The sequence below is a fragment of the Enterobacter cloacae genome, from assembly GCF_013375935.1.
Lineage (GTDB): Bacteria > Pseudomonadota > Gammaproteobacteria > Enterobacterales > Enterobacteriaceae > Enterobacter > Enterobacter pasteurii.
On the sequence record NZ_CP056117.1, the window covers coordinates 4080709 to 4106726 of the forward strand.

General features: G+C 61.2%; 29 protein-coding genes, 3 pseudogenes and 1 riboswitch. Of the genes and pseudogenes, 15 read left to right on the forward strand and 17 right to left on the reverse strand.

Annotated elements, in window-relative coordinates:
- Positions 1–239: 239 nt before the first annotated feature.
- Genes rutA through rutG form a run of 7 tightly spaced genes read left to right on the forward strand, consistent with a single transcriptional unit; the run spans position 240 to position 5673 of the window.
- Complete coding sequence (gene rutA, locus HWQ14_RS19215) at positions 240–1331, forward strand: pyrimidine utilization protein A (RefSeq protein WP_176610668.1); 1092 nt, start codon at positions 240–242, stop codon at positions 1329–1331.
- Positions 1331–2020, forward strand: coding sequence for a pyrimidine utilization protein B (gene rutB / locus HWQ14_RS19220; RefSeq protein ID WP_148420880.1), 690 nt, complete (start codon positions 1331–1333; stop codon positions 2018–2020). Before rutA ends, rutB begins: the two co-directional genes overlap by 1 nt.
- An 11-nt stretch (positions 2021–2031) precedes the next feature.
- Positions 2032–2418 carry a pyrimidine utilization protein C gene (gene rutC / locus HWQ14_RS19225; RefSeq protein WP_148420882.1) on the forward strand — a complete coding sequence of 129 codons (387 nt, stop codon included), beginning with the start codon at positions 2032–2034 and terminating at the stop codon, positions 2416–2418.
- 7 nt (positions 2419–2425) lie between these two features.
- Positions 2426–3226 carry a pyrimidine utilization protein D gene (gene rutD, locus HWQ14_RS19230; protein WP_176610669.1) on the forward strand — a complete coding sequence of 267 codons (801 nt, stop codon included), beginning with the start codon at positions 2426–2428 and terminating at the stop codon, positions 3224–3226.
- 9 nt (positions 3227–3235) lie between these two features.
- On the forward strand, positions 3236–3826 hold the full coding sequence (locus tag HWQ14_RS19235; protein ID WP_148420886.1) for a malonic semialdehyde reductase: 591 nt from the start codon (positions 3236–3238) through the stop codon (positions 3824–3826).
- Positions 3827–3834: 8 nt separating this feature from the next.
- Positions 3835–4329 carry an NADH-dependent FMN reductase RutF gene (gene rutF / locus HWQ14_RS19240; protein WP_176610670.1) on the forward strand — a complete coding sequence of 165 codons (495 nt, stop codon included), beginning with the start codon at positions 3835–3837 and terminating at the stop codon, positions 4327–4329.
- A gap of 21 nt (positions 4330–4350) precedes the next feature.
- Positions 4351–5673 (forward strand): pyrimidine utilization transport protein G, encoded by a 1323-nt coding sequence (gene rutG / locus HWQ14_RS19245; RefSeq protein ID WP_176610671.1) that lies wholly within the window; start codon positions 4351–4353, stop codon positions 5671–5673.
- A gap of 72 nt (positions 5674–5745) precedes the next feature.
- Here the strand turns inward: rutG and HWQ14_RS19250 are convergent, their stop codons facing one another.
- The 4 genes from HWQ14_RS19250 to HWQ14_RS19265 form a co-directional block, all read right to left on the reverse strand.
- Positions 5746–6270 carry a GNAT family N-acetyltransferase gene (locus HWQ14_RS19250; protein WP_176610672.1) on the reverse strand — a complete coding sequence of 175 codons (525 nt, stop codon included), beginning with the start codon at positions 6268–6270 and terminating at the stop codon, positions 5746–5748.
- A gap of 3 nt (positions 6271–6273) precedes the next feature.
- Positions 6274–6543: a DUF1778 domain-containing protein gene (locus HWQ14_RS19255; RefSeq protein ID WP_148421116.1), complete on the reverse strand. Its 270-nt coding sequence runs from the start codon at positions 6541–6543 to the stop codon at positions 6274–6276.
- 73 nt (positions 6544–6616) lie between these two features.
- Positions 6617–7522: a DMT family transporter gene (locus tag HWQ14_RS19260; RefSeq protein WP_176610673.1), complete on the reverse strand. Its 906-nt coding sequence runs from the start codon at positions 7520–7522 to the stop codon at positions 6617–6619.
- A gap of 116 nt (positions 7523–7638) precedes the next feature.
- A complete protein-coding gene (locus HWQ14_RS19265) occupies positions 7639–7812 on the reverse strand; it encodes a general stress protein (protein ID WP_032639520.1) in 174 nt (57 codons plus the stop codon).
- A 391-nt stretch (positions 7813–8203) separates the two neighbouring features.
- On the opposite strand from HWQ14_RS19265, the gene wrbA reads away from it, so the two are divergent.
- Positions 8204–8800 (forward strand): NAD(P)H:quinone oxidoreductase, encoded by a 597-nt coding sequence (wrbA, locus tag HWQ14_RS19270; protein WP_176610674.1) that lies wholly within the window; start codon positions 8204–8206, stop codon positions 8798–8800.
- 18 nt (positions 8801–8818) lie between these two features.
- Positions 8819–9046, forward strand: coding sequence for a YccJ family protein (locus HWQ14_RS19275; protein WP_148420895.1), 228 nt, complete (start codon positions 8819–8821; stop codon positions 9044–9046).
- Between the two features lie 33 nt (positions 9047–9079).
- Here HWQ14_RS19275 and agp read toward each other — a convergent pair whose 3' ends face one another.
- Positions 9080–10321, reverse strand: coding sequence for a bifunctional glucose-1-phosphatase/inositol phosphatase (gene agp / locus HWQ14_RS19280; RefSeq protein WP_176610675.1), 1242 nt, complete (start codon positions 10319–10321; stop codon positions 9080–9082).
- 86 nt (positions 10322–10407) lie between these two features.
- Positions 10408–10767, reverse strand: coding sequence for a winged helix-turn-helix transcriptional regulator (locus HWQ14_RS19285; RefSeq protein WP_176610676.1), 360 nt, complete (start codon positions 10765–10767; stop codon positions 10408–10410).
- Between the two features lie 100 nt (positions 10768–10867).
- Here HWQ14_RS19285 and HWQ14_RS19290 point away from each other — a divergent pair, with 100 nt between their 5' ends.
- Positions 10868–11617: an SDR family oxidoreductase gene (locus tag HWQ14_RS19290; RefSeq protein WP_176610677.1), complete on the forward strand. Its 750-nt coding sequence runs from the start codon at positions 10868–10870 to the stop codon at positions 11615–11617.
- 1 nt (position 11618) lies between these two features.
- On the opposite strand, the gene HWQ14_RS19295 is transcribed toward HWQ14_RS19290, so the two are convergent.
- Positions 11619–12122 (reverse strand): DedA family protein, encoded by a 504-nt coding sequence (locus HWQ14_RS19295; RefSeq protein ID WP_176610678.1) that lies wholly within the window; start codon positions 12120–12122, stop codon positions 11619–11621.
- A 158-nt stretch (positions 12123–12280) separates the two neighbouring features.
- Positions 12281–12450, forward strand: a riboswitch (M-box (ykoK) riboswitch).
- A 60-nt stretch (positions 12451–12510) separates the two neighbouring features.
- On the opposite strand from HWQ14_RS19295, the gene HWQ14_RS19300 reads away from it, so the two are divergent.
- A complete protein-coding gene (locus tag HWQ14_RS19300; protein WP_176610679.1) occupies positions 12511–13512 on the forward strand; it encodes a magnesium transporter in 1002 nt (333 codons plus the stop codon).
- Here HWQ14_RS19300 and hpxK read toward each other — a convergent pair.
- From hpxK to hpxU, 7 genes and pseudogenes are all read right to left on the reverse strand, one after another.
- Positions 13478–14740 (reverse strand): annotated as a pseudogene (gene hpxK, locus HWQ14_RS19305) (allantoate amidohydrolase). The gene HWQ14_RS19300 and the pseudogene hpxK overlap by 35 nt on opposite strands.
- Entirely contained in the window at positions 14737–15978 is a 1242-nt protein-coding gene (locus tag HWQ14_RS19310; protein WP_176610680.1) for a pyridoxal-phosphate-dependent aminotransferase family protein, read from the reverse strand. The pseudogene hpxK and the gene HWQ14_RS19310 overlap by 4 nt, the downstream one beginning before the upstream one ends.
- A 13-nt stretch (positions 15979–15991) precedes the next feature.
- Positions 15992–16729 (reverse strand): amino acid ABC transporter ATP-binding protein, encoded by a 738-nt coding sequence (locus HWQ14_RS19315; RefSeq protein ID WP_148420907.1) that lies wholly within the window; start codon positions 16727–16729, stop codon positions 15992–15994.
- Positions 16710–17366 carry an amino acid ABC transporter permease gene (locus HWQ14_RS19320; protein WP_176611232.1) on the reverse strand — a complete coding sequence of 219 codons (657 nt, stop codon included), beginning with the start codon at positions 17364–17366 and terminating at the stop codon, positions 16710–16712. The genes HWQ14_RS19315 and HWQ14_RS19320 overlap by 20 nt, the downstream gene beginning before the upstream one ends.
- Positions 17366–18031: an amino acid ABC transporter permease gene (locus HWQ14_RS19325; protein ID WP_176610681.1), complete on the reverse strand. Its 666-nt coding sequence runs from the start codon at positions 18029–18031 to the stop codon at positions 17366–17368. The genes HWQ14_RS19320 and HWQ14_RS19325 overlap by 1 nt, the downstream gene beginning before the upstream one ends.
- Before the next feature lie 4 nt (positions 18032–18035).
- A complete protein-coding gene (locus HWQ14_RS19330) occupies positions 18036–18818 on the reverse strand; it encodes a transporter substrate-binding domain-containing protein (RefSeq protein ID WP_176610682.1) in 783 nt (260 codons plus the stop codon).
- A gap of 191 nt (positions 18819–19009) precedes the next feature.
- Positions 19010–19849, reverse strand: coding sequence for a MurR/RpiR family transcriptional regulator HpxU (gene hpxU, locus HWQ14_RS19335; RefSeq protein WP_176610683.1), 840 nt, complete (start codon positions 19847–19849; stop codon positions 19010–19012).
- Positions 19850–19993: 144 nt separating this feature from the next.
- Here hpxU and hpxW point away from each other — a divergent pair, with 144 nt between their 5' ends.
- From hpxW to hpxZ, 4 genes are read left to right on the forward strand one after another with little or no spacing between them, the layout of a single operon-like run.
- Positions 19994–21577, forward strand: a complete 1584-nt coding sequence (gene hpxW / locus HWQ14_RS19340) for an oxamate amidohydrolase (protein WP_176610684.1) — start codon at positions 19994–19996, stop codon at positions 21575–21577.
- A 10-nt stretch (positions 21578–21587) separates the two neighbouring features.
- On the forward strand, positions 21588–21776 hold the full coding sequence (gene hpxX / locus HWQ14_RS19345; RefSeq protein ID WP_176610685.1) for an oxalurate catabolism protein HpxX: 189 nt from the start codon (positions 21588–21590) through the stop codon (positions 21774–21776).
- Positions 21773–23170, forward strand: coding sequence for an AtzE family amidohydrolase (locus HWQ14_RS19350; protein ID WP_176610686.1), 1398 nt, complete (start codon positions 21773–21775; stop codon positions 23168–23170). Before hpxX ends, HWQ14_RS19350 begins: the two co-directional genes overlap by 4 nt.
- The gene (gene hpxZ, locus HWQ14_RS19355) at positions 23167–23553 is read left to right on the forward strand and encodes an oxalurate catabolism protein HpxZ (RefSeq protein WP_176610687.1); all 387 of its coding nucleotides are present in this window, start codon (positions 23167–23169) and stop codon (positions 23551–23553) included. Before HWQ14_RS19350 ends, hpxZ begins: the two co-directional genes overlap by 4 nt.
- 48 nt (positions 23554–23601) lie before the next feature.
- On the opposite strand, the pseudogene puuE reads toward hpxZ, so the two are convergent.
- The 3 genes and pseudogenes from puuE to HWQ14_RS19370 all read right to left on the reverse strand — a co-directional run.
- Positions 23602–24453: pseudogene (gene puuE / locus HWQ14_RS19360) on the reverse strand (allantoinase PuuE); the annotation flags it as partial.
- Positions 24419–25293, reverse strand: a pseudogene (hpxA, locus tag HWQ14_RS19365) (allantoin racemase). The pseudogenes hpxA and puuE, both read right to left, overlap by 35 nt.
- Entirely contained in the window at positions 25293–26009 is a 717-nt protein-coding gene (locus HWQ14_RS19370; RefSeq protein ID WP_176610690.1) for a GntR family transcriptional regulator, read from the reverse strand. Before HWQ14_RS19370 ends, hpxA begins: the two are co-directional and overlap by 1 nt.
- Positions 26010–26018 lie beyond the last annotated feature (9 nt).

Here is a 26018-nt window from a genome sequence, read left to right on the forward strand (position 1 = left end):
TCTCCATTTTCTTTTCTGCGCTCAGCATAGCAAAAGCCCCGTCTCGCCACGACCCTGTGCACCCCCATCGCGCATGAGTGCCTGTTTTGTGTGCAATGTTTTTGACCATTCAGTCCACATTTAACCGTATCAAACCATCAACCCGTGATTAACACATTAATAACATAGCCATTTTCAAAACTGGCACTCCCTTTGCAAAACCCACTCTACACCTGCGACGTAATGAAGAGAGGTTCGTGATGAAAATTGGCGTATTTGTACCGATCGGCAACAACGGCTGGCTTATCTCGACCACTGCCCCGCAGTACATGCCGAGCTTTGAGCTGAACAAAGCCATCGTGCAGAAGGCGGAGCACTACCATTTCGACTTTGCGCTCTCGATGATCAAGCTGCGCGGCTTCGGCGGCAAAACCGAATTCTGGGACCACAACCTGGAGTCCTTCACCCTGATGGCCGGGCTGGCCGCGGTGACCTCCCGCATCCAGATCTACGCCACCGCCGCCACGCTCACCCTGCCCCCGGCGATCGTGGCGCGCATGGCCTCCACCATCGACTCCATCTCCGGCGGACGCTTTGGCGTCAACCTGGTCACCGGCTGGCAAAAGCCGGAGTACGAGCAGATGGGTCTGTGGCCCGGTGACGAGTACTTCTCGCGTCGCTACGACTACCTGACCGAATACGTGCAGGTGCTGCGCGACCTGTGGGGCACCGGCAAAAGCGACTTCAAGGGTGACTTCTTCACCATGAACGACTGCCGCGTTAGCCCGAAGCCGTCGGTGCCGATGAAGGTCATCTGCGCCGGTCAGAGCGACGCGGGGATGGAGTTCTCGGCGAAATATGCCGACTTCAACTTCTGCTTCGGTAAAGGCGTGAATACGCCTGCCGCCTTCGCCCCGACCGCCGCGCGGATGAAAGAGGCCGCCGACAAAACCGGGCGCGACGTCGGCTCCTACGTGCTGTTTATGGTCATTGCCGACGAAACCGACGACGCCGCGCGCGCGAAATGGGAGCGCTATAAGGACGGCGCGGACGAGGAGGCGCTGAGCTGGCTTACCGAGCAGAGCCAGAAGGATACCCGCTCCGGTTCGGACACCAACGTTCGCCAGATGGCCGACCCGACGTCAGCCGTCAACATCAACATGGGAACCCTGGTGGGCTCGTATGCCAGCGTCGCCAGAATGCTCGACGAGGTGGCCGCCGTGCCCGGTGCGGAAGGCGTGCTGCTGACCTTCGATGATTTTCTCACCGGGGTGGAAACCTTCGGCGAGCGCATTCAGCCGCTGATGCAGTGCCGCGCCCACATTCCCGCCGTGACGAAGGAGGTGGCGTAATGACGACCCTTAACGCTCGCCCGGAAGCCATCACCTTTGCGCCAGCGCAGAGCGCGCTGATCGTGGTGGATATGCAAAACGCCTACGCCAGCCGGGGCGGTTATCTGGATCTGGCGGGGTTCGACGTTTCTTCCACCCGGCCGGTGATTGAGAACATCAAAACCGCCGTCGCGGCTGCCCGCGCGGCAGGCATGCTGATTATCTGGTTCCAGAACGGCTGGGACGACCAGTACGTGGAGGCCGGCGGCCCCGGCTCGCCCAACTTCCACAAGTCGAACGCCCTGAAAACCATGCGCAAACGGCCAGAACTCCAGGGCAAGCTGCTGGCGAAAGGCGGCTGGGATTATCAGCTGGTGGATGAGCTGGTGCCACAGGCGGGGGATATCGTGCTGCCGAAACCGCGCTACAGCGGCTTTTTCAACACGCCGCTCGACAGCCTGCTGCGCAGCCGGGGCATTCGTCACCTGGTCTTCACGGGCATTGCCACCAACGTCTGCGTGGAGTCGACCCTGCGCGACGGCTTTTTCCTCGAGTATTTCGGCGTGGTGCTGGAAGACGCTACCCATCAGGCCGGGCCGGATTTCGCGCAGAAAGCCGCCCTGTTCAATATCGAAACCTTTTTTGGCTGGGTAAGTAACGTCGCCGACTTCTGCGACGCGCTGGATCCGCCGCTGGCCCGTATCGCCTGAGGAGAACCGCTATGCCGAAATCCGTGATTATTCCGCCGGGCACCGGTACCCCGATTGCCCCCTTTGTCCCCGGCACGCTCGCCGACGGCGTGGTGTACGTTTCCGGCACGCTGCCGTTCGATAAAGACAACAGCGTGGTGTTCATCAACGACCCAAAGGCGCAAACCCGCCACGTTCTGGAGACCATCAAATCCGTGATCGAAACGGCGGGTGGCACCATGGAGGACGTGACCTTCAACAGCATCTTTATCACCGACTGGAAAAACTACGCCGCGATTAACGAGGTCTATGCGGAGTTTTTCCCGGGCGATAAGCCGGCGCGGTTTTGCATCCAGTGCGGGCTGGTGAAGCCTGAGGCGCTGGTTGAAATTGCCACCGTTGCGCACATCGCGAAGTGAGGCGGTCATGAAGCTGACCCTTTCACCGCCGCCCTTTGAGGGCGCACCCGTGGTGGTGCTGATTGCCGGGCTCGGCGGCTGCGGAAGCTACTGGCTGCCCCAGCTCGCCGCGCTGGAGCAGGAGTATCAGGTGGTGTGCTACGACCAGCGGGGCACGGGGAATAACCCGGCTACCCTGCCGGAAGGGTATACCCTCGCGCAGATGGCTGACGAGCTGGCGCAGGCGCTGGCCGCCGCCGGTATCACCCGCTACTGCGCGGTCGGCCACGCGCTGGGGGCGCTGGTCGGCATGCAGCTGGCGCTCGACAGGCCTGATGCGCTCATCGCGCTGGTTTGCGTCAACGGCTGGCTCGCCCTCCATGACCATACCCGCCGCTGCTTTAGCGTTCGCGAACGTCTGCTGCAGGCGGGCGGCGCGCGGGCGTGGGTCGAGGCGCAGCCGCTGTTTCTCTATCCCGCAGGCTGGATGGCCGCCCACGCCCCGCGCCTGGAGGCCGAAGAGGCGCTGGCGCTGGCCCATTTTCAGGGCGAAGCCAACCTGTTGCGCAGGCTTAACGCGCTGAAACAGGCCGACTTCAGCCGCCACGCCGCACGCGTTCGCTGCCCGGTGCAGATTATCTGCTCCACCGACGATCTGCTGGTGCCGTCCGTCTGCTCAGCTGAACTGCGCGCCGCCCTACCGCACGCCCACAAAACGGCCATGCGTCAGGGCGGGCACGCCTGCAACGTCACCGAGCCGGACGCCTTTAACACCCTGCTGATGAACGGGCTTGCCAGCCTGCTGCACAGCCCAGAACCCGCTTTATAAGGAGCTTTGATGAGCGAAGCCATTAGCCCCACCGCGCTGGAGACGCTGTTCACCGGCGCCCGCACCCACAACGGCTGGCTGGATATGCCGGTCAGCGACGAGACGCTGCGCGAGATTTACGACCTGATGAAGTGGGGGCCCACCTCCGCCAACTGTTCGCCGGCGCGCATCGTGTTTGTCCGCAGCCCGGAGGGCAAAGAGAAGCTGCGCCCGGCGCTCTCCAGCGGCAACCTGACGAAAACGCTTACCGCCCCCGTCACGGCGATTGTCGCCTGGGACGGCGAATTTTATGAGCGCCTGCCCGAGCTGTTCCCGCACGGTGATGCCAGAAGCTGGTTTACCACCAGCCCGGCGCACGCCGAAGAGACCGCCTTTCGCAATAGCTCAATGCAGGCCGCCTACCTTATTTTTGCCTGCCGCGCGCTCGGGCTCGACACCGGACCGATGTCCGGCTTTGACCGACAGAAAGTCGACGAGGCCTTTTTTACCGGCACGCTGCTTAAAAGCAACCTGCTGATCAACATCGGCTACGGCGACTCGCGCAGCGTTTACGGACGATTGCCGCGCCTGACCTTCGAAGACGCCTGCGGGCTGGCGTAAGGAAAACTATGATGACACCTGATAAGCAAACCTTTCGCGACGCGATGGCCTGCGTGGGCGCCGCGGTTAATATCATCACCACCGACGGCCCGGCGGGCAGGGCGGGCTTTACCGCCAGCGCGGTGTGCAGCGTCACCGATTCACCGCCCACCCTGCTGGTGTGCCTGAACCGCGGCGCGTCCGTCTGGCCCACCTTTAGCGAAAACCGCACCCTGTGCGTTAACACGCTGAGCGCAGGGCAGGAGCCGCTCTCCAACCTGTTTGGCGGTAAAACGCCGATGGAGGATCGGTTTGCCGCCGCCCGCTGGCAGACGGGAGATACCGGCTGCCCGCGTCTGGAGAATGCACTCGCCTCGTTTGACTGCCGCATCAGCCAGGTGGTCAGCGTGGGCACCCACGACATTCTGTTTTGCGACATTGCATCAATCGTTCGCCACCCCGCCCCGCAGGGGCTGGTGTGGTTTGACCGCGGCTACCACGCCCTTATGCGCCCCGCCTGTTAACCCGCCTTAAGGAGGCAGAACATGTTCGGATTTCCCCACTGGCAGTTGAAATCGACCTCCACTGAAGCAGGCGTGGTCGCGCCGGATGAAAGGCTCCCGCTCGGGCAGACGATGGTGATGGGCGTTCAGCACGCGGTTGCGATGTTTGGCGCTACGGTGCTGATGCCCATGCTGATGGGGCTGGATCCTAACCTCTCCATTTTGATGTCGGGTATCGGTACCCTGCTGTTCTTTTTTGTCACCGGCGGGCGCGTGCCCAGCTACCTTGGATCCAGCGCGGCGTTTGTTGGCGTGGTGATCGCCACCACCGGGTTTAACGGCCAGGGGATCAACCCCAACCTGAGCGTCGCCCTCGGCGGCATCATCGCCTGCGGGCTGGTCTATACCCTGATCGGTCTGGTGGTGATGAAGATTGGTACGCGCTGGATAGAGCGGATGATGCCCCCCGTCGTGACCGGCGCGGTGGTGATGGCGATTGGCCTTAACCTCGCGCCGATTGCGGTGAAAAGCGTTTCCGGCTCGCCGTTTGAGAGCTGGATGGCGGTAATTACCGTGCTGTGCATCGGCGTGGTCGCGGTCTTTACCCGCGGGATGATCCAGCGGCTGCTGATCCTGATCGGGCTGATTGTTGCCTGCCTGGCTTATGCTCTGCTGGCGAATGGTCTGGGTCTGGGCAAACCGGTAGATTTTACCCTGCTGCATCAGGCGGCCTGGTTCGGCCTGCCGCAGATAACGTCCCCCACCTTTAACGCCCAGGCGATGATGCTGATCGCGCCCGTGGCGGTCATTCTGGTCGCTGAGAACCTGGGCCACCTGAAGGCGGTTGCGGGGATGACCGGGCGCAATATGGATCCGTACATGGGGCGCGCGTTCGTCGGTGACGGGCTGGCGACCATGCTTTCCGGCTCGGTCGGCGGGAGCGGCGTCACCACCTACGCGGAAAATATCGGCGTTATGGCAGTGACCAAAGTCTACTCCACGCTGGTCTTCGTGGCGGCGGCAGCCATCGCGGTGCTGCTCGGCTTTTCACCAAAATTCGGCGCGCTTATCCATACCATCCCCTCCCCGGTGATTGGCGGCGCATCGATTGTGGTATTTGGCCTGATTGCCGTCGCCGGGGCGCGTATCTGGGTGCAGAACCACGTCGATCTGAGTCAGAACGGTAACCTCATCATGGTGGCGGTGACGCTGGTGCTGGGGGCGGGTGATTTCGCCCTGACGCTGGGCGGGTTTACGGTTGGCGGGATCGGCACGGCGACCTTCGGCGCGATCCTGCTTAACGCCCTGCTTAGCCGACGCGACGTGGCCGTGCCGCAGGGTAAGGTTGTGCGTCAGGAGCCGTGACATTCTGTGTCGGGTAACGGCTATGCCTTACCCGACCAGTCCGTTACGTAAGTTCAGCAGAAGGTAACGCGATCATTCTTGCTCAAATAATCGTTCGATAGATTTTGTGGGAAAGAACAGAGCGTTGCTGTTTTCTCCCTTCAGCGGGATAAAACCCTGCTTCAGATAAAACCTTTGCGCCTGTTCATTCAGGGCATCCACAAATATTCCGTGTACACCCACGGCCTGCGATGCCAGATACACCACTCGCATAGCGTGTGCAACAAGGGTTGTTCCCCACTCGTTTCCCTGGAGTGCTTTATGTATGGCGAGACGTCCCAGCGTCACGCTAGGTACGTTGCTGTAAGGGATGCGACGCTGCTGAGTGCTGGACGGAAGCATCGTTTTTTCAAAGCAGCTTCCGGATAACGTGTAATAGCCCAGGACGTGTGGACGGTGGCGTTCTTTAAGCAGGTAGCCTCGTAAAATACGTCCGTTATGCTGACGCACCAGATGTTCTTTAAGAAAGGTGTTGAGCGAGGGTTCACCACAATCGAAATCCTCGAAATTATAATCGGTTCCCTCTGACAGCATTTCGATCGTGAGATTGACCACCACGCTTCACTCCATGTTACGAAGACGTTCTGCCGCTCGCTTCAGCCGTTCATTTGGCTCTGGCGGATTGTCGATGGCATCCATCACCGCATTCCATGATGCTTCGTTTAATACGAGACGCCGATGCTGTTCGATGACTTCTGCAGCGCGCTCCGACGCGCTGTTCACCATAAACTGGGTGATCGTTTGATTGGTCATCGCCGCCGCTTCTTCAATCATAGTTTTGTCTTCGTCCGTTAAGCGAAGATCGATACGCTGTTTTTTAAGTGCTGGCATGATGTCTTTCATCGTGTACGGTATTCATCCGTACATATCGTAGGTAAAGCCGCGCTTTTTTTCAATCAAAACCTTACTCCACGGTCAAATCGCTGGCTTCAGTCCTACGCTTTTTGAGTTTGAGCTCGCTAACCAGCACCCCGGCAATAATAAACGCCCCGCCTAACAGCGCCAGCAGCGGCAGACGCTCGCCGGCGATACGTCCGAAAATACCGGCCCATACCGGCTCTCCGGTATAAATGACCGTCGCGCGGGTCGGAGATACGCTGCGCTGCGCCCAGTTCATGGTGACCTGAATGATGGCGCTGAAAATGCCCAGCCCCAGCGCCACCACGATAAGCCCGGTGGACATCGGCGGGACGGACTCCCCTGCCGGCACCATCGTCGCGAACGCCACCAGCGATGCGGTGGCAAGCTGCACGACCGTGACGCGCTTGACGTCCACCTTTCCCGCCCAGGCGCTAATCAGAATGATTTCCGCCGCAATGGCAACGGCGCCCACCAGGGTGATGATCTCGCCCGGCCCCAGCGCCAGCAGGTTATTTTCCGGCCCGGCTAGCAGGAGCAGACCGATAAACGCCAGCACGATGCCGATGCACGACATCAGGCCCGGTATTCTGCCCAAGCACAGCCACTGCAGCAGCGGCACCAGCGGCACGTACATGGCGGTGATGAAGGCCGATTTACTGCTGGAGATAGACTGGAGCCCCCACGTTTGCAGGCTGTAGCCCATGGCGATTGCCACACCAATGGCGACACCCGCCTTAAGCTCACGGAGGGTCAGCCCGCGCAGGGTTTTAAGGGATATAAGCGCCACGGCAATCGCCGCCGTTGCGAAGCGCAGCCCGACAAAGAAAAACGGATCGCTCATCGTGACCGCGCACTGAACAGCGAGAAACGTTCCGCCCCAGAACATGGTGATCAGAATAAGAATGGCTTCCTGAGGCTTAATGGAGAAGGTAAAACGAGAAGCGGACATGGGGCACCGACGCTAAGAATCAAACCTGTAGTGTGCGATGCATCAGACGACAGTTCAATGTAGCAGGCATAAAAAAACCGCCGGGAAACCCGGCGGCAGGGAGTCAACCCGGCGTACTACTTGTTGCTGCTGCCGTGGCTATTTTTACCCCCTTTTTTACCAGCCTCTGACGCGCGCTGAGGGTCATTTTTAAAGTTACCCCCGCTGGACTGGCCACCTTTACGACCTGCTTCTGATGCTCTTTCACGGTCTTCAGCGAAATTACCTGAACCACCACGATGGTTTGCCATCTCGAACCTCCAGAGTGTGAAACATTAGACATCATATTGCATTCAGTAAAAGAGGATTCTTTCACCTCGCGGCTCAAGGACAGTGCCTTTATCTGTGCCGCGTGAAGTTAAGCTTAGTGTAATGCGGCCATCCGGCAAGCGAGAGGTAATATTCTGCAACATGATCTCAGCCTTTCGTATGAGATATCGCGCCGCTTATTCATAAGCCTTTCTTATCTTTTGAAAAATCTCCCCAGCCAAAGTTGTTTCATTTTGCTACAGCCAGCCTCAGGAAAAGATATTGTTATATATCAAATAAATGCCGTTCATTTTTGCAGTCTCGCCGTGATGTCATATCTTTAAAGTAACGCAGCGATTCGCTGTAAGAAAAACCAACGAGGAGTGATGCAAAATGGCAAAAGTTCTGGTGCTCTATTATTCCATGTATGGACACATTGAAACCATGGCTCACGCGGTAGCAGAAGGCGCAAACAGAGTAGACGGCGTTGAGGTTGTGGTAAAACGCGTACCGGAAACCATGCAGGCGGAAGCCTTCGCCAAGGCCGGCGGGAAGACGCAAAATGCCCCGGTGGCGACCCCGCAGGAGCTGGCGGAATACGATGCCATTATTTTTGGCACCCCTACCCGCTTCGGCAATATGTCTGGCCAGATGCGCACCTTCCTCGATCAAACCGGCGGGCTCTGGGCCTCGGGCGCGCTATACGGCAAGCTTGCCAGCGTATTCAGCTCGACCGGCACCGGCGGCGGCCAGGAGCAGACGATTACCTCAACCTGGACTACCCTTGCACATCATGGGATGGTGATTGTGCCCATTGGTTACGGCGCGCAGGAACTGTTCGATATTTCACAGGTACGTGGCGGAACGCCGTACGGTGCCACAACGATTGCCGGCGGCGACGGTTCACGTCAGCCGAGCAATGAAGAACTCACGATCGCCCGCTATCAGGGTGAATACGTCGCGGGTCTCGCTAAAAAACTGAACGGCTAACCCAACAGGAGGACAAGTATGCCAACGCAAGAATCCAAGGCTCACCACGTGGGTGAATGGGCAAGTTTACGCAACACCTCTCCGGAGATTGCCGAAGCTATCTTTGAAGTCGCCAACTATGACGAAAAGCTGGCGGAGAAGATTTGGGAAGAAGGCAGTGATGAAGTGCTGGTTCGCGCCTTCGAGAAAACGGACAAAGACTCGCTCTTCTGGGGTGAGCAAACCATCGAACGTAAAAACGTCTGAACGTTCCCCCCCGCTCCGGCGGGGGGTTTTCTTCTATTTCGCCGCGCTGTTCATTACCGCATTGAATTTATCGATCGGGCAGAAGCCGTTCGCATCCACCGGGCAACCCTTAAGCTCCAGCGTTACGCGCTGCGCGGGGGATTGCAGCGACAGCACGCTGGCGTTCCGCAGCTGGGCTGAACTCTGGTAGACATACTCAATTTTCATGAGCTCCCGACTGCTGTTTTTATCATGCCAGCGCTGGAAGACAATTTTGCCGCCGATCGGCGTCCGCTCCTGCTGGTCGTGCAGCTGATACGGTTTAAAATCCAGCGCCGTCAGCAGCGAGGCGATATTGGAGTCATGCCCCACCAGCAGGGTAATTTTTGGCGCTTTTGCCTGTCCGGTCACCAGCGCATTATCGATGTACTTCACCAGTGGTTTAGCGACGTTTTGCGCGACGTCCGTCGAGGTAAAGAGCGAGTCCTGATAGCCATTTTTCAGCTTCGACAGCACGCGCCACTGCTGATCGGTTTTGATCTCGCCCCAGGCCACCCGATCTGCCGGGAAACCTTCGTAATATTGCAGGGTGAAGGCGTCCACCAGCGAGTTACCTACCTTCAGCGGCCCGGACACGCCCGGCTCTTTTTGGTAGTCGGCGCTGAAGGTATCTTTCGCCTCCGTCAGGGAGCAGACTTTTTTCTCCCTGCAGGACGGCGAGTCGCTGTAGTTCGTCAGCTGTTCCAGCAGCCTGTAGCTTTCATCAAGCTGCATTTTCTGCCGCTCCGTCTCCATCGCCTTCAGCGCCTTCTCGCGAAACGCGGGGGAATCGTCGGTAATGACCGGATTGAAGGTAGGATCCATGGTGCCCATCTTTTCCTGATGATGTACGGGAACATCGCACCCCGGGAACGCGCCGGCGATAAAGAACTGCGCGGTCGCCACGGTGCGCTGCAGGCTGTTGGCGTAGGCATAAACGGTGTCCGCTGGCGGACATTCTCCCGTCTTCACCATCCCCTGCTCTGCCAGCCACTCGCGCATGTAGTGGCCCATATACACTTCCAGCACGCCACCCTTGGTGGTCAGCTGGCCGCCAGGGACGTCCCACTCCGGCCACTGCTTCGGCGTGGACTGTTCCAGCACGCTGCCGTTGTTGGCGAGCGGCGCGCGCAGGTTGTGACGGCTCATTATCAGCACCTGCTGTAGCTGATATCCCTCAGGCGTCTCCTGGGCCTGTGCGCCCGTCGTTATGGAAAGCGTGCCCGCCACGGCGACAGCAAGTAGTGCTCTTCTCATCCCTATTTCCTCACACGTTTTTATTGTTACGCGGAGTGTGACAGATCCGTGACGGTTTTTTCGGGAAGCATTTCTCAAACTGATGATTACCTGCCGAGACGATCGCCGTATTGTTCCACCCAGTCGGCCAGCGGGGAGAGGGCATTTTGCAGGGTTAGCCCCAGCCCGGTGATTTGATACTCCACGCGCGGCGGGATTTCCGGGTAGACCGTCCGCGTTACCAGCCCGCGCTGCTCAAACAGGCGCAGCTGTTTCGTCAGCTCTTTTTGGGTGATGGGGGCCGCCGCACGCAGCAGATCGCCAAAACGTACGGGGGAATTGATCACAATCAGACGGTAGAGGATCGGGATTGCCCATTTACCGGAAATCAGGTTTACAAACTGCGTCATCGGACAGGCATGCACCGCCGATTTTTTTTCACAACACGCATTCAGCATTTCAGCCATATCACACCTTTTGCCTCTTTAGTATCCAATTGGTACCTGGTTTCCTTTCGATACTAACGTTTCTATAGTGCTTTCTCCAGAGACATTTCAGGAGAAGAAAATGGGTCGTTTAGCAGATAAATATACGCTGATTACCGGCGGGACCAGCGGTATCGGTCTCGCCACCGCGCAGGCGTTTATTGCCGAAGGGGCGCGGGTTGCCGTTACCGGGCGCAACCCGGAAACCCTCGCCGAGGCAGAGCGCATCCTGGGCGATAACGCCTGGGTGATCCCGGCCGATGCGGGTGACGCTGCGGCGCAAAAAGCGCTGGCGGAGACGATTGCCGCCCGCTGGCCGCGGCTGGATGCGGTGTTTATTAACGCCGGTGACGTGACGCACGCGCCGCTGGAAGCCTGGCAGGAGGAGGCCTGGGATCGGCTGATGGGCATTAACCTGAAGGGACCGTTCTTTTTGATTCAGGCGCTGCTCCCGCTGCTCAGTAACCCGTCTTCGGTGATTTTGTGCGGCTCCGTAAGCGCGCGCATCGGCCTCCCTTCCAGCAGCGTCTATGCCGCGAGCAAGGCCGCCCTGCTGTCGCTGGCGCGTACGCTGTCGGCGGAACTGCTGCCGCGCGGGATCCGCGTGAACGGCCTGAGCCCTGGCCCGGTGGAAACCCCGGCGTTTACGAAGACGGGCTTAAGTGAAGAGACGCTCAACGCAATGGTCGGGGAAATCATTAAACTGGTTCCGCTGGGCAGAATGGGTACCACCACGGAGCTGGCGAAGGCGGCGCTCTATCTGGCGTCCGATGAGTCAAGCTACACCGTAGGCACCGAACTGCTGGTGGACGGCGGAATGGGAAGTCTGTAGGTCAAAAGGCGCTGATGCCGGTCACCACGCCGACATACAGCGCCGCCCACACGCAGGCAGAAAGCAGGCTGACGGTGTAAACCTTCACCGCGCTCATTCTCAGCATGCCCGCCGCCAGCGGTACGATATAGCGCAGCACCGCCAGAAAGCGCGACGTAAAGAGCACCAGCACGCCGTTTTTCCGTAACCGGTGCTGCACGCGCAGAAATTTATCGGCATGCCTGGCGGTAAAGCGCGCGACCAAGGGCGTATGCCCCATCAGCTGGCCGATATGGTAATTCAGCACCGATCCCGCGGTGGCCCCCATCACCACGGCAAGCCACGCCAGCCCGGGGGGCAGGCTCGACTGGCTAACGGCTATCCCCGCCAGCAGCATCACCGACGCGGGCGGCAGCACCGAGGAGATCAGCACCGTTGATTTACTCAACGCCATCACGACGAGCAGCGCGAACAGCTGCGCCGGATAGTGCGCAAAATGAATAAGCAGTGTGTCCAGCCATGCCATTTTACTCTCCTCGTCAACCATTTAATTCCCCATTAGAAATGAAAAAAGTTAAATAAAGCCTCAACGTCTTTTGGATATTATTCATTTAAACGATTCTTAAACATTATTAAAATTCTTCAGCAGCCATTTTAAATATGCGTATTATTCGTCACGTTTTACAACGATCTCGTTATGGCGAGGCTCCTGTACAAATACACGTTATCGCTCTGGTGGGTTCGAGAGAACCGGCACAGGGTAAAACAGGCACTGTCGAATCAAGGCTTTGTCAGTATAACTTCCCTTACGGGATACGGTGTACAGTGCTGAACCCAGGACGTGGGGATCTCCTCTTCGACATGCCCTGTCTTGCTCGCCCCTGAGAGATGTTATTATTCAAAGGGAATGTATTATGTCTTACGCTATTCACAACCAAAACCTGGCTTTTAACGACAGCGCAATTGCGCAATATATGAATACCGATTTTATTGTTATCGATATTTCATTATGCGTGGCGTTAGCGCGCGAGCAGTTTTTCGAAAAATTAAAGGACGATGATATTCCGTCGCATATTTTTATCGAAGATAATGGCCGCCTCGCCGGTTTAATTGCCGTACGCAAATTATTGCAGGCCACGGATACCGTGCAGCCGGTTAAGGGGCTGATGATATCGGAGTTTATTCAGCTCAAACCGGAAGACGAACGGGCAGACGTCGCCGGGGTGCTGGCGCACGCGGGTGCGGATGTGGTGCCGGTGGTAACCCACGGCAAGCTGGTGGGCTGTCTTACGGAACGCGAAATCGCCCATCTGCTGGAGGATGACGTCACAGAAGACGCTCAGCTTCAGGGGGCAACGCTGCCGCTGGAGAAGCCCTATCTGGAGACCAGCGCCTTCAGCCTGTGGAAGAAACGCTCCGTCTGGCTGCTGCTGCTGTTTGTCGCGGAAGCGTACACCAGCTCGGTGATCCAGCATTTTGAAGAGGCGCTGGAATCCGCCATCGCGCTGGCGTTCTTTATACCCTTGCTGATTGGCACCGGCGGGAACAGCGGCACCCAGATCACCTCCACGCTGGTGCGCGCCATGGCGCTGGGTGAAGTCCACCTGCGCGACGTTGGCCGCGTGCTGCGTAAAGAGATGAGCACCTCGCTGATGATTGCCGCCACGCTGGGCCTGGCGGGCTGCGTCCGCGCCTGGATGATGGGCATCGGGATGGAAATCACGCTGATCGTCAGCCTGACGCTGGTGTGTATTACGCTCTGGAGCGCGATTGTGTCGTCGGTGATCCCGATGGTGTTAAAACGCTGCAAGATCGACCCGGCGGTAGTCTCCGCGCCGTTTATTGCAACGCTGATCGACGGCACCGGGCTGATTATCTACTTTAAGATCGCGCAGTATACGCTGGGGCTGGAGTAACGCGGTTCGCCAGTTGCCCCACCGCCAGCGCAAACGCCTCGATTGCCAGCGCGACATCCTCAGCCATCACCGACTCTGCCGGATGGTGGCTGACGCCGCCCCTGCAGCGCACGAACAGCATGCCCACCGGCCAGCGCTCCGCCAGCGCTATCGCGTCATGCCCTGCGCCGCTGGGAAGGGATAACGAGCGCCCCTGCACCGATTCGACGGCCCTCCCCAACGCGGTTTGTAGCCCCGCGTCGCACGGCGTGGCGGCGATGCGGTAAAACTCCTCGGCGCCGAAGTCCAGACCGCGACGTGCGGCTATCGCGCGCGCCTGCGCCAGCAGTTCAGTAAGCAGCGCGTCAAGCGGCGCATCCTGCGGACCGCGAATATCCAGCGAGAGTTCAACCTCACCGGGGATCACGTTCACCGCTCCCGGCAGGCAGCGCAGCGTCCCGACCGTTGCCACCAGATTGCCACCGTGGCTGTGGGTGGTTTTTTCAATCACCCCTGTCCACTCGGCGGCGGCGGCCAGCGCATCCTTACGGTGCGTCATCGGCACGGTGCCGGCGTGTCCGGCCTCGCCGGTAAAGCGGCAGTTCAGACGACGCGCGCCGTTAATGGCTTCCACCACCCCCAACGCCAGCCCCTACTGTTCAAGGCACGGGCCCTGTTCGATATGCAGCTCCAGGCAGGCGCTGAAATCCTCCCGATCGCGCGCGGCATGCGATACGCGGGCAGGATCCAGCCCCGCCTGCACCATCGCCTGCGCCACGCTGATCCCGCTGGCGTCGCGCGCTTCCAGCCAGCCCGGCGGCCAGGTGCCCGTCAGGCCGCGGCTGCCCAGCAGCGTGATGCCGAAGCGGGTGCCCTCTTCGTCGCAAAAACCCACGATCTCGATCGCCTGTGCCAGGCGGATCCCCTGCTGGTGCAGGCCGTCCACCACCTCAATGGCGGTAAGCACCCCAAGCATGCCGTCGTAGCGCCCGGCGTTGCGAACCGTGTCCAGATGCGAGCCGAGCAGCACCGCCTGCGCCCCTTCCTGCCGGCCTTCATAGCGACCGCAGATATTGCCCACGCTGTCCTGCCAGACGGTCATGCCCGCCTGGCTCATCCACTGCCCCACCAGCTGGTTGGCCTGCAGATGCTGCGCCGAAAGATACACCCTTGTGAGCGCATCCGGGGTTTCGCTGATGGCGGCCAGCGCGTCGGCGCGGGCCATCACCCGTTCTGCCGCCGGGCTCATTGCGGCGTCTCGCGGCGATAGTGGTCCCACGCGGCCTGCATGGCGGCACCCTGCGTGGTGGTGAACTTCAGGTAGTTCAGCACCGACTCCAGCGCGCTCAGGGTGGTCATCACGCAGTCCTTGCGCGCGTTATAGCCCATGGTGCCAATGCGCCACACCCTGCCGTGCAGCGGCCCGAAGGAGGTGCCGATTTCAATCCCGAAATCCTCCAGCATCAGCTTGCGCACCTGGTCGCCGTTAACCCCCTGCGGGATAACCACGCCCAGCACGTTGTTCATCCTGTGCTTCAGGTCGCCGAAGGTTTCCAGCCCCATCGCCTGAATGCCCTTCAGCAGCGCGTCGCCGTGCAGCTTATGGCGCGCGATGCCGTTATCCAGCCCTTCCTGGAGGATCAGACGCGCGCATTCCCGGGCGCCGAACAGCGCGGTGGTAGCCTCCGTGTGGTGGTTCAGCCGCTCCGGCCCCCAGTAGTCCATCACCATACCGAGATCGAAGTAGTTGGAGTAGATCATCTCCTCGTCGCCGTCGCGGTGGGCGTCGGTACGAATGCCCTCCTCGACGCGCCTGCGCCGGCGGATCGCCTCCTCCATCCGCGGGCTCAGCGTGATCGGCGACGTGCCGGACGGACCGCCAAGGCATTTCTGCATGCCAGCGGAGACGGCATCCAGCCCCCAGGCGTCGGTCTCCAGCGCGTTCCCGCCGAGCGACGCGGTGGCATCGGTGTAAAGCAGCACGTCGTAGCGGCGGCAGATATCACCAAGCTCCGCGAGCGGCTGCAGCATGGTGGTGGAGGTGTCGCCCTGCACGGTCAGCAGCAGGCGCGGACGAATGCGTTTAATGGCATCCTCCACCTGGTCCGGGGTAAACACTTCCCCCCACGGCACCTCGATGGTATGCACCTCCGCCCGGCAGCGGCGGGCAATCTCGCACAGCAGATGACCGAAGCGGCCAAACACCGGCACCAGCACCTTATCGCCCGGGCGAATGGCGGAAACCAGAATCGCTTCAATCCCCGCGCGGGAGGTGCCGTCCACCAGCATCGTCCAGCGGTTGTCGGTGCGGAACACGCCGCGATAGAGCGCCATCACCTCGTTCATGTAGTGGGTCATGGCCGGATCGTACTGGCCTATCAGCTGGCTCGACATGGCGCGCAGCACGCGCGGGTCGGCGTTGATCGGCCCCGGCCCCATCAGCAGGCGCTGCGGCGGGTTGATTTGCGGAAAACGTGCGATATCCATGGTTAAGTCCTTATCAGTTGAGGCCGCGAACCGAGGAGATGAACTGCTTCAGTTCGGTGGTCTGCGGGTTGGCGAACAGCGTTTTGCTGTCGCCCTGCTCCCACACTTTCCCCTGGTGCATAAACACCACGCGGTCGCCCACTTCGCGGGCAAAATTCATTTCGTGCGTCACGAGGATCAGAGTCATCCCCTCGGCCGCCAGCTGCTCCAGCACCTTAAGCACTTCACCCACCAGTTCCGGATCCAGCGCGGAGGTGATCTCGTCACAGAGTAAGACTTTTGGCGACATCGCCAGCGCGCGGGCAATCGCCACCCGCTGCTGCTGGCCGCCGGAGAGGCTCGACGGGTAGTAATCCAGGCGATCGCCCAGCCCGACCTTCTCCAGCATCTGCTGCGCCAGCGCCCGGCAGTCGGCGGCGCTTTTCTTCAGCACACGCCGCGGGGCGAGCATCACGTTCTCCAGCGCCGTCATGTGCGGGAACAGGTTGAAGCTCTGGAACACCATCCCGACCGAGCGGCTGATTTCGCGCGCCTGGGAGTCCCGGTCGGTAATGGTCATGCCGCCCAGCTTGATGCTGCCGTCCTGATACCCTTCAAGGCCGTTGATGCAGCGCAGCAGCGTGCTTTTGCCGGAACCGCTGCGCCCGATAATGGAGATCACCTGGCCCATGTCGATATCCAGATCGACGCCCTTGAGCACGTGGTTGTCGCCGTAGTACTTCTGCACCTGATTAATGGTGATGAGAGGCATTGAATTTCGTCTCCAGATAGCGGCTGTAGCGGGACAGCGGATAGCACAGAATAAAGTAGCCCAGCGCCACCAGCGCAAAGACCTTGAACGGCTGGTAGGTTACGTTGGTCAGCATGGTGCCGGCCTTGGTCAGCTCGATAAAGCCGATAATCGACGCCAGCGCGGTGCCCTTGATCACCTGCACGGCGAAACCCACGGTTGGCGCGATGGCGATGCGCAGCGCCTGCGGCGCCACCACGCGAAACAGCGTCTGGCCGAAGGTCAGCCCCAGACAGCGCGAGGCTTCCCACTGCCCCTTCGGCAGGGCGCGAATGCTGCCAAACCAGATATCGAGCAGAAACGCGCTGGTGTAGAACGTGAGGGCCAGCGAGGCGGCCGTCCACGGCGAGACGTCAATGCCGAACAGCGCCACGCCGAAGAAGGCCAGGAACAGCTGCATCAGCAGCGGCGTGCCCTGAAACAGCTCAATATAGCCGCGGATGATGCGCTTCACCGTGCTGCCGCCCGACAGGCGCAGCAGCAGGAGCGGCAGCGTCACCGCCGCGCCGCCGAAAAACGCCACCAGCGACAGCAGCACCGTCCAGCGTCCGGCCAGCAGCAGGTTGCGAATAATGTCCCAGTCGGTAAAGGTGGTCATCATGCCTGCACCCCCAGCCATTTGCGTCCCGCTGCCATCATCAGCTGGCGCAGGGTAATCGACAGCGCCAGGTAAATGCCGGTTGTCACCAGATAGACCTCAAAGCTCAAAAACGTTCTGGACTGGATCAGGTTGGCGGCAAAGGTCAGCTCTTCATACGAGACCTGCGACACCACCGACGAGCCGAGCATCACGATAATGCACTGGCTCACCAGCGCCGGGTAAATGCGCTGCAGCGCGGGCGGCAGCACCACGCGAATAAAGGTCTGCAGGCGGGTCAGCCCCAGCACGCGTCCGGCTTCCCACTGCCCTTTGGGCGTCACCTGAATGCCTGCGCGAATAATCTCGGTGCTGTACGCGCCAAGGTTTACTACCATTGCCAGCAGCGCCGCCTCCCCCGCCGTCATCTTCAGACCCAGATTCGGCAGGCCGAAGACGATGAAAAACAGCTGCACCACGAACGGCGTGTTGCGGATGATTTCCACGTACGCGCCCCAGATCCGGCTGTACCACGTCGGGCGTCCGCTGCGGATCGCCGCGCCAAAAATCCCTGTCGCCAGCCCGCCGATGGTCGCCATCACCGTCAACTGAATGGTGATCCACAGCCCCGCCAGCAGCTCCGGCCAGTAGGGCCAGAGCGCCGAAAAGTCGAGTTGCTCAGCCATAGCCTTATACGCCGAAGCTTGCCGGCAGCGGGGCCTTCAGCCACTGTTCAGACAGGCCGTTCAGGGTGCCGTTTTTAATGCCCTGCTCAATCAGCGCATCTACTCTGGCTTTCAGCGCCGCTTCGTTCTTCTTCAGGCCAATAAAGCACGGCGAGTCTTTCAGCATAAAGCTCGGCACCGGGGCTTTAGCCGCGTTCTGGCGCGAAATGGCCGCTACCACGAGGTTGCCTGTCGCCACGTACTGCACCTGGCCGGAGAGGTAAGCGGAGAGCGTGGTGTTGTTGTCTTCGTAGCGCTTCACGCTGGCGTCCTTCGGCGCGAGGCTGGTGAGCACCATGTCCTCCACCGCCCCGCGCGTCACGCCGATGCTTTTTCCGCTCAGCGCGGCGGCATCCTTCAGCTCGGCCCCTTGCGGGCCAAACACCCCGAGGAAGAACGGCGCGTAGGCGCGGCTGAAATCGATCACCTTTTCGCGTTCCGGGTTTTTCCCGAGGCTGGAAATGACCAGATCCACCTTGTCGGTTTGCAGATACGGCACGCGGTTGGCGCTGGTTACCGGCACGAGCTGAAGCCTGAGCTTCATCTCTCTGGCGAGATAGCGCGCCATGTCGATATCGTAGCCCTGCGGCTGAAGATCGGTCCCGACCGAGCCAAACGGCGGGAAGTCCTGCGGAACGGCAACGCGAAGCGTGCCGCGCTTCTCGATATCCTGAAGCTGGTCAGCCTTCGCGGGCAGTTGTGCGAAGAGGCATGCGGCCCCGGCCAGTGCAATTAACAGTTTTTTCATGGTGCTTCCCCGTAACGTTAGCGTGAAACAAAAGATTCTTTGAATATGATTTTGCAACTTATGTGCCAGATAAGGCGAAGCGGGAAATTTTCTGTTAAAGCCTGATAAAACGCGGGCGGGGCGAAAATATTCTCCATTTTCGCCCCGCCCGGCTGCACCATTTCAATGCAAAGCACCAGCCCGATGCCCCATTATCGCTGTTCGAGTTCGTCCAGCTGCTGGTAGAGGGAGGCAATCTCGTGAATGCGCGGGCGGCCTTTATCGAGGATCTCGTGCAGGAAGGCGTTCGCCAGCAGGCTGATCAGGCTGTTGACCGACGAGTAGCTGTCGTAGGCGGATACGCTGTCCAGCGGGGCGCAGAGCTGCCAGCTCGCCAGCGGAAACAGGCTGTGGGCCTGCGGCTCGCACATCAGCAGCACCGGAATGCCGCTGCGCTGAAGCTGCTGCATCAGCGGGCGAATAATGCGCGGACGACGGCGAAAGGCCATCATGACCACCAGATCGTCGGGCGTTAAATCCACCAGCTCCTCGCTCAGGCTCTGCCCCGGCTGCGGCAGCACCAGCACCTGGCCGCGCGCCTGCAGCAGCTGCTGGCGCAGGTGCAGCGCCGCGGGATAGGCGTTACGCATGCCGATAATGACAATCCGGCGCGCCCTGACCATGCAGGCCATGGCGTCGGCAAACTGCTGCGCGTCCAGGGCATTGACCCACTGGGTCAGGTTCGCCATCTCCTGCTTATAGTGACGGGCCAGCAGCGTGTTTCCCTGCACCGCATCGCGGTTGTCGGCGAGAGGCATCCCGCTCTGGCGCAGGGTGCGCAGCTCGTCGCGCATCTCTTTATACTTCTCATAGCCCAGGCGCTTAAACAGCCGGCTCACCGTCGCTTTCGACACGCCGCTCAGCTGCGCCAGCTCGGCGCTGTTGTAGCTAATCAGGTCGTCAAAATGGTCAAAAATAAAATCCGCCACCCGCTGCTCCTGCGGCGATAGTGACGCATAGTGCGCTTTCAGTCGTTCATCAAGCTGTTCCATAACGCCTCTGTAACGTTTGTTTCATCCCACCTTTACTATTCATTTAGCATGCCAGCTTCTGCGGCGAACGGCATGAAACTTTTTGTTCAGAACTGGAACAACTTTTGCAGCAACCTGTAACCTACAGGGTTATGAGGACACTCTATGCAAAGTAACGTCTCCACGCGCGGCATGGCCGTCGCGCCCCACCATCTTGCCAGCCAGAGCGCCCTGGGCGTGCTGCGCGAGGGCGGCAGCGCAATAGAGGCAATGGTGGCCGCCGCCGCGACCGTTGCCGTGGTGTATCCGCACATGAACGGGCTGGGCGGCGATGGCTTCTGGCTTATCGTTCCACCGCAGGGCGAACCGATCGCCGTTGACGCCAGCGGCGCGGCGGGGTCGCTGGCAACGCTTGCCGCCTACGACGGATTGCCACACATCCCCCACCGCGGCCCGCGGGCGGCGCTGACCGTCGCCGGCACGGTGAGCGGCTGGGACGAGGCGCTGAAGATCTCGCAGGAGATGACCGGCAGGGCGCTGCCGCTGGCCGGCCTGCTGGCCGACGCCATTGACTACGCGCAGAACGGTACGCCGGTCACCGCGTCGCAGGCCCACGCCACGGCCAGTAAATACGACGAGCTTCACGACGTCCCCGGCTTCGCGGAGACCTGGCTGGTAAACGGCAAACCGCCGCAGGCCGGAAGCCGCTTCTGCCAACCCGCCCTGGCCTTAACCCTGAAGCGCCTGGTGGAGGACGGTCTCGACAGCTTTTATCGCGGCCCGCTGGCGGACATTCTGGCGCGCGGGATGGCAACGCTCGGCATGCCCGTCACGCGGGACGATCTGGCCGCGCACGTGGCCCGGCGAACCGCGCCGCTGAAACTGCAGCACCGGCTGGGAGAGATATTTAATCTCGCCCCGCCGACGCAGGGGCTGGTCTCGCTGGCGATCCTCGGCATTACGGACCGGTTAGCGATGGCCGATGCCGACGACGCGATGACCATTCACCGCATCGCGGAAGCGACCAAGCTGGCCTTCGGCCTGCGCGATGCGCACATCACCGACCCGCGCGAGATGCAAACCGACGTTCAAAGCCTTCTGACTCCCGCCGCCCTCCAGGAGCTTGCCGACAGGGTTGACGACGCCCGCGCGGCGCCGTGGGGCAACGGGAAAGGCCCAGGGGATACCGTGTGGATGGGGGTGATGGACGAGAGCGGCCTTGCCGTGTCGTTTATTCAGAGCATTTATCACGAGTTCGGCAGCGGCGTGGTGCTGCCCGACACCGGCATCGTCTGGCAGAACCGGGGGGCGTCCTTCAGCCTCAACCCGGAACACCTGCTGGCGCTCGCGCCGGGCAAACAGCCCTTCCATACCCTTAACCCGGCAGCGGCGCGCCTTAGCGACGGACGCGTGATGGTTTACGGCTCGATGGGCGGCGACGGACAGCCGCAAACCCAGGCGACAATTTTTACCCGCTATGCCGTACAGGGCGTGCCGCTGCAGGAGTCGGTAAACCGTCCTCGCTGGCTGCTGGGCCGCACCTGGGGGCAAACTTCCGACAGCCTGAAGCTTGAAGGGCGATTCACACCCGAGACGGTCACCCACCTGCAGGCGCTGGGGCATGAAGTGGAAATGTTCCCGGACTTTAGCGAAGCCATGGGCCACGCCGGGGCGATTGTGCGCCACCCTGACGGCCTGTTCGAAGGCGCATTTGACCCGCGCAGCAACGGCACCGCCGCCGGATTCTGAGGAGAGAGCAATGACGACACCACAACCCGACTGGCAGGCGTATCTTGCCCAAATGGAGTCCGTGCTCGGCGTTGAGCTGGACGATGCCCGCCGCGCCGCGCTGCGGGAACAGTTCAGCCGCATTGCCGCCATGGCCGCCCCGCTGATGGCGCTGCCCCTCGATGACCGTCTGGAGATAGCAGGAGTGTATAAAGCATGACGCTACACGAGATGAGCATCGATGAAGTTCAGCAGGCGCTGAGCGCGGGCAGCCTGAGCGCGCGCGAGATTGCCCGCCAGACGCTTGAGTCGGTTTCCCGACTTAACCCGCAGATCAACGCCTGGACCACCGTAACGGAAGCCCGCATGCTCGCGGAAGCCGACCGCATCGACGCCCTGCGTCGGGAAAAGCGCCCTCTGCCCCCGCTGGCCGGCGTGCCTTACGCGGTAAAAAACCTGTTTGACGTTGCCGGACACACCACCCTCGCAGGGGCTGAACTGTTCAGCCAGCGCCCCGCCGCCGCTGACGACTGCTTTGCGGTGCGCCAGCTGCGCGGCGCAGGGGCGTTATTGTCCGGCATGGTGAACATGGACGCTTATGCCTACGGCTTCACGACCGAAAACAGCCACTACGGCGCGACCCGCAACCCGCACGATCTGGCCCGCGTCGCCGGCGGATCCTCCGGCGGTTCAGCCGCCGCCGTGGCCGCCGGGCTGGTGCACTTTTCGCTCGGCACCGATACCAACGGCTCGATTCGCGTTCCCGCCTCCCTGTGCGGCATCTATGGCCTGAAGCCTACCTTTGGCCGCCTGTCGCGCACCGGCAGCCATCCGTTTGTCGCGAGCCTGGATCATATCGGTCCCTTTGCCCGCCGCGTGTGCGACCTGGCGTCCGTGTATGACGCGCTGCAGGGGAGGGACAGCAGCGACGGTTTTCAGGCAGAGAGCTCGCGCGAGCAGACGCGCCCCCTGCTTGAGCGCGGCCTGGACGGCCTGCGCTGCGCGGTGCTCGGCGGCTACTTCACCACCTGGTGCGACAATGATGCGCGCGACGCCGTGGCGCGGGTGGCGAAGGCGCTCGACGTGCAGGACGAGCTGCTGTTCCCGGAGGCCGAGCTTGCGCGCGCCGCGGCGTTTATCATCAGCGCCGCCGAAGGGGGAAACCAGTACCTCCCCGCCCTTCGCCGCGAGCCAGACCGCTTTGAGCCGCACTCCCGCGAAAGGCTGCTGGCAGGGGCGATGATCCCCTCCGCCTGGTATATTCAGGCCCAGCGCTTTCGCGCCCTGGCACGCCAGGCGTTTAAAACGCTGTTCGCCCGTGCCGACGTGCTGATTGCCCCGGCAACCCCGCGCAGCGCCACGTTCATTGGCGATCAGACCATGGAGATTAACGGCCAGCCGCTGCCGATCCGCGCCAGTATGGGCATGCTGACCCAGCCGATCTCGTTTTTGGGCTTACCCGTCACCACCGTACCGCTGCGTACCGCGCAGGGCGCGCCGATTGGCCTGCAGCTGATTGCCGCACCGTTTAACGAGCAGGCGTGCCTGCGCGTGGCGCGGGTGCTGGAAGAGAGCGGCATCACCGATGCCCGTGCGGCGGAGATAGCGGCATGATCAATCACGAAGACGTCAACCTGCCGTGGGTGGTCGCAGAGGTGACGGCCGCGTTTTACCGCTATGAAGAGGCGCTGGTGAGCAACAGCATTGCCGTGCTGGACGAATTGTTCTGGCACGACAAAAGCACGGTGCGTCTGGGGGCGGGTGAAAACCTGTACGGCATTGATGAGATCCGCGCCTTTCGCGCGGCGCGCTCCTCTGCCGGGCTGCAGCGAACGCTGCGTCACACCGTGATTACGACCTTCGGGGAAGATTATGCCGTATGCAGCACCGAGTTTACCCGCGAGGGAACGGAACGGATTGGCCGCCAGCAGCAGACGTGGGTACGGTTTGCCTGCGGATGGCGGATCGTGGCGGCGCAGGTGAGTTTGATGGCATAGTCGCAGGCCGGGTAAGGCGCAGCCGCCACCCGGCAAAAAACGGCTCAATTATTTCTGAAAGGGATGCACCTCCCGCCAGTGGTCGGCAATCTGCTGGCGGGTACAGATCCACACCCGATCGTGCTGCTGCACGTAGTCAAGAAACCGCTGCAGGGCGCGAAAACGTCCCGGCCGCCCCAGCAGGCGGCAGTGCATGCCGATGGACATCATCTTCGGCGCGCTTTCCCCCTCTTCGTACAGCACGTCAAAGCTGTCCTTCAGATAGGTATAAAACTGCTCGGCGGTATTAAACCCCTGCGCGGTGGCAAAGCGCATGTCGTTCGCATCCAGCGTGTAGGGCACAATCAGGTGCGGTTTACGGGTGCCGTCGGGACGCGCCACTTCCGTCCAGAAGGGGAGATCGTCGCCATAGTAGTCGCTGTCGTAGTCAAAGCCGCCGTGCTCCACCACCAGCTGACGCGTATTGGGGCTGTCGCGCCCGGTGTACCAGCCCGTGGGCGGCTTGCCGAACAGGTCGGTCAGGACGTGTACCGCTTTCTGCAGGTGCTCACGCTCCTGGTGGATATCCATGTGCTGATAGTGGATCCAGCGCCAGCCGTGGCTGACCACGTCGTAATCCGCCGCCCCGATCGCCTCAACGATCTCCGGATGGCGCGCCAGCGCCATCGCCACGCCGAAGACCGTCAGCGGCAGGCCGCGCTTCTGAAATTCAGTGTGGATCCGCCAGAACCCGGCGCGGCTGCCGTATTCGTAGAGGGAGTCCATCGACATGTGCCTGTCCGGGTAGCTGGCCGCCCCGATAATGTCCGACAGAAACTGCTCTGACCCGGCATCGCCGTGCAGAACGTGGTTTTCCGCCCCTTCCTCATAGTTGAGCACAAACTGCACCGCGATCCGCGCCTGTTCCGGCCACCGCGCGTGCGGCGGCTTACCCGCATAGCCGCGCAGATCCCGCGGATAATCCTGTTCAAAAAGCCCCATTGCCACCCCCAACACTTAAAATGGATCCAGCCCCTGAAAGGGCCCGCTTAACGCTTTTTTCTCCGGGAACGCCAGGTCCCCGTGCTTGCTGGTCGACAGCCCCAGCGCCACCAGCGATTCCACCATCTTCACCGCCGCGCTGACGCCGTCGATGACCGGCACGCGCAGCTCGCGCGTCAGCTCCCGGGCAAGCGTCGCCATGCCGCCGCAGCCCAGCACAATGGCGCCGCAGCCGTCCTCGTTCAGCGCCTGTATGCAGCGCGCGCGCACCTTCTCCTGCGCCAGCCCGCTGCCGTCTTCCAGGGCCAGCACCGGGAGGTCGATAGCGTGCAGCCCCGCGCAGCGATCGTAAAAGCCATACTGGTGCAGAAGATGGCGGGCAATAATCAGCGTGCGCGGCAGCGTGGTGACAACCGAAAAGCGCGTCGCGACCAGCGTCGCCGCGTGCATGGCGGCTTCGGCAATCCCGATCACCGGCCCCTGCGCCAGCTCGCGCGCCGCCAGCAGGCCCGGATCGCCAAAGCAGGCGATGACGTGACCGTCCACGCCCTGCTCCCTGCCTCTTTTGATCTGCTCCAGTACGCCCACGGCGGCGATGGCCTCATCAAAATGGCCCTCAATAGACGGCACGCCCGCACTGGGGCAGACCGCGAGGATTTCCGTGCCCGGTCCCGCTACCGCACGCGCCGCCGCGCCGATGGTTTCGGTCATTGCGGGGCTGGTGTTGGGGTTAATCACCTGAATACGAACGGATGACATTACGACTCCTTGTGGCCCGCAAACAGCCGGGCAAAATCGGGAAGGCACTCGCCTGCCCGCTCAAAGCAGAGGCTGGCGACGATATGTTCAAAATGGTGCATTAAGGCATCGCTTAAGGGCTGCAGCGCTTTCTGACGCAGCAGCTCCACGAGCTGTTCATGATCGTTGCAGCGGCAGCCCTGACGCCACGGCGCGCCCCAGGCGGCAATCGCCAGCGAGGTGCGCTGGCTCAGGCGGGTCACCATGTCAGTCATGACCTGATTGCCGGAGATGGCCTGCAGCTGAATATGGAAGCTGGCGGAGTGGCGGATCGCCGCCGGGCCGTCATAGGCCTCGTGCGCCTGCTGCTCCTGGCGAATAACGCCCTCCAGCGCGGCCAGATGCGGCGCCCGGCAGCGCGCCAGCACGTCCGGCAGGTTAGCGACCTCAAGCAGCGCGCGGGTACGAAAGATCTGCCGCGCGTCTTCCACCGTCGGGCTGGCCACGTGTGCACCACGCCTGGGCGTCAGGGTGACCATTTGCACAGCGGCGAGTCGCTGCAGCACCTTGCGGATGCCCGTGCGGCTCACGCCAAAGACCTCCGCCAGCGCCTCTTCCGGCAATTTACTTCCCGGCAATAGCTGGTGTTCGACAATGGCCGTCATCAGCGCCTGAAAGATGTATTCATCTTTGTCCTGCAGTTCTGGCGCGGCCTGCAGGCCGTTCGCGTGGTTCATTACCTACTC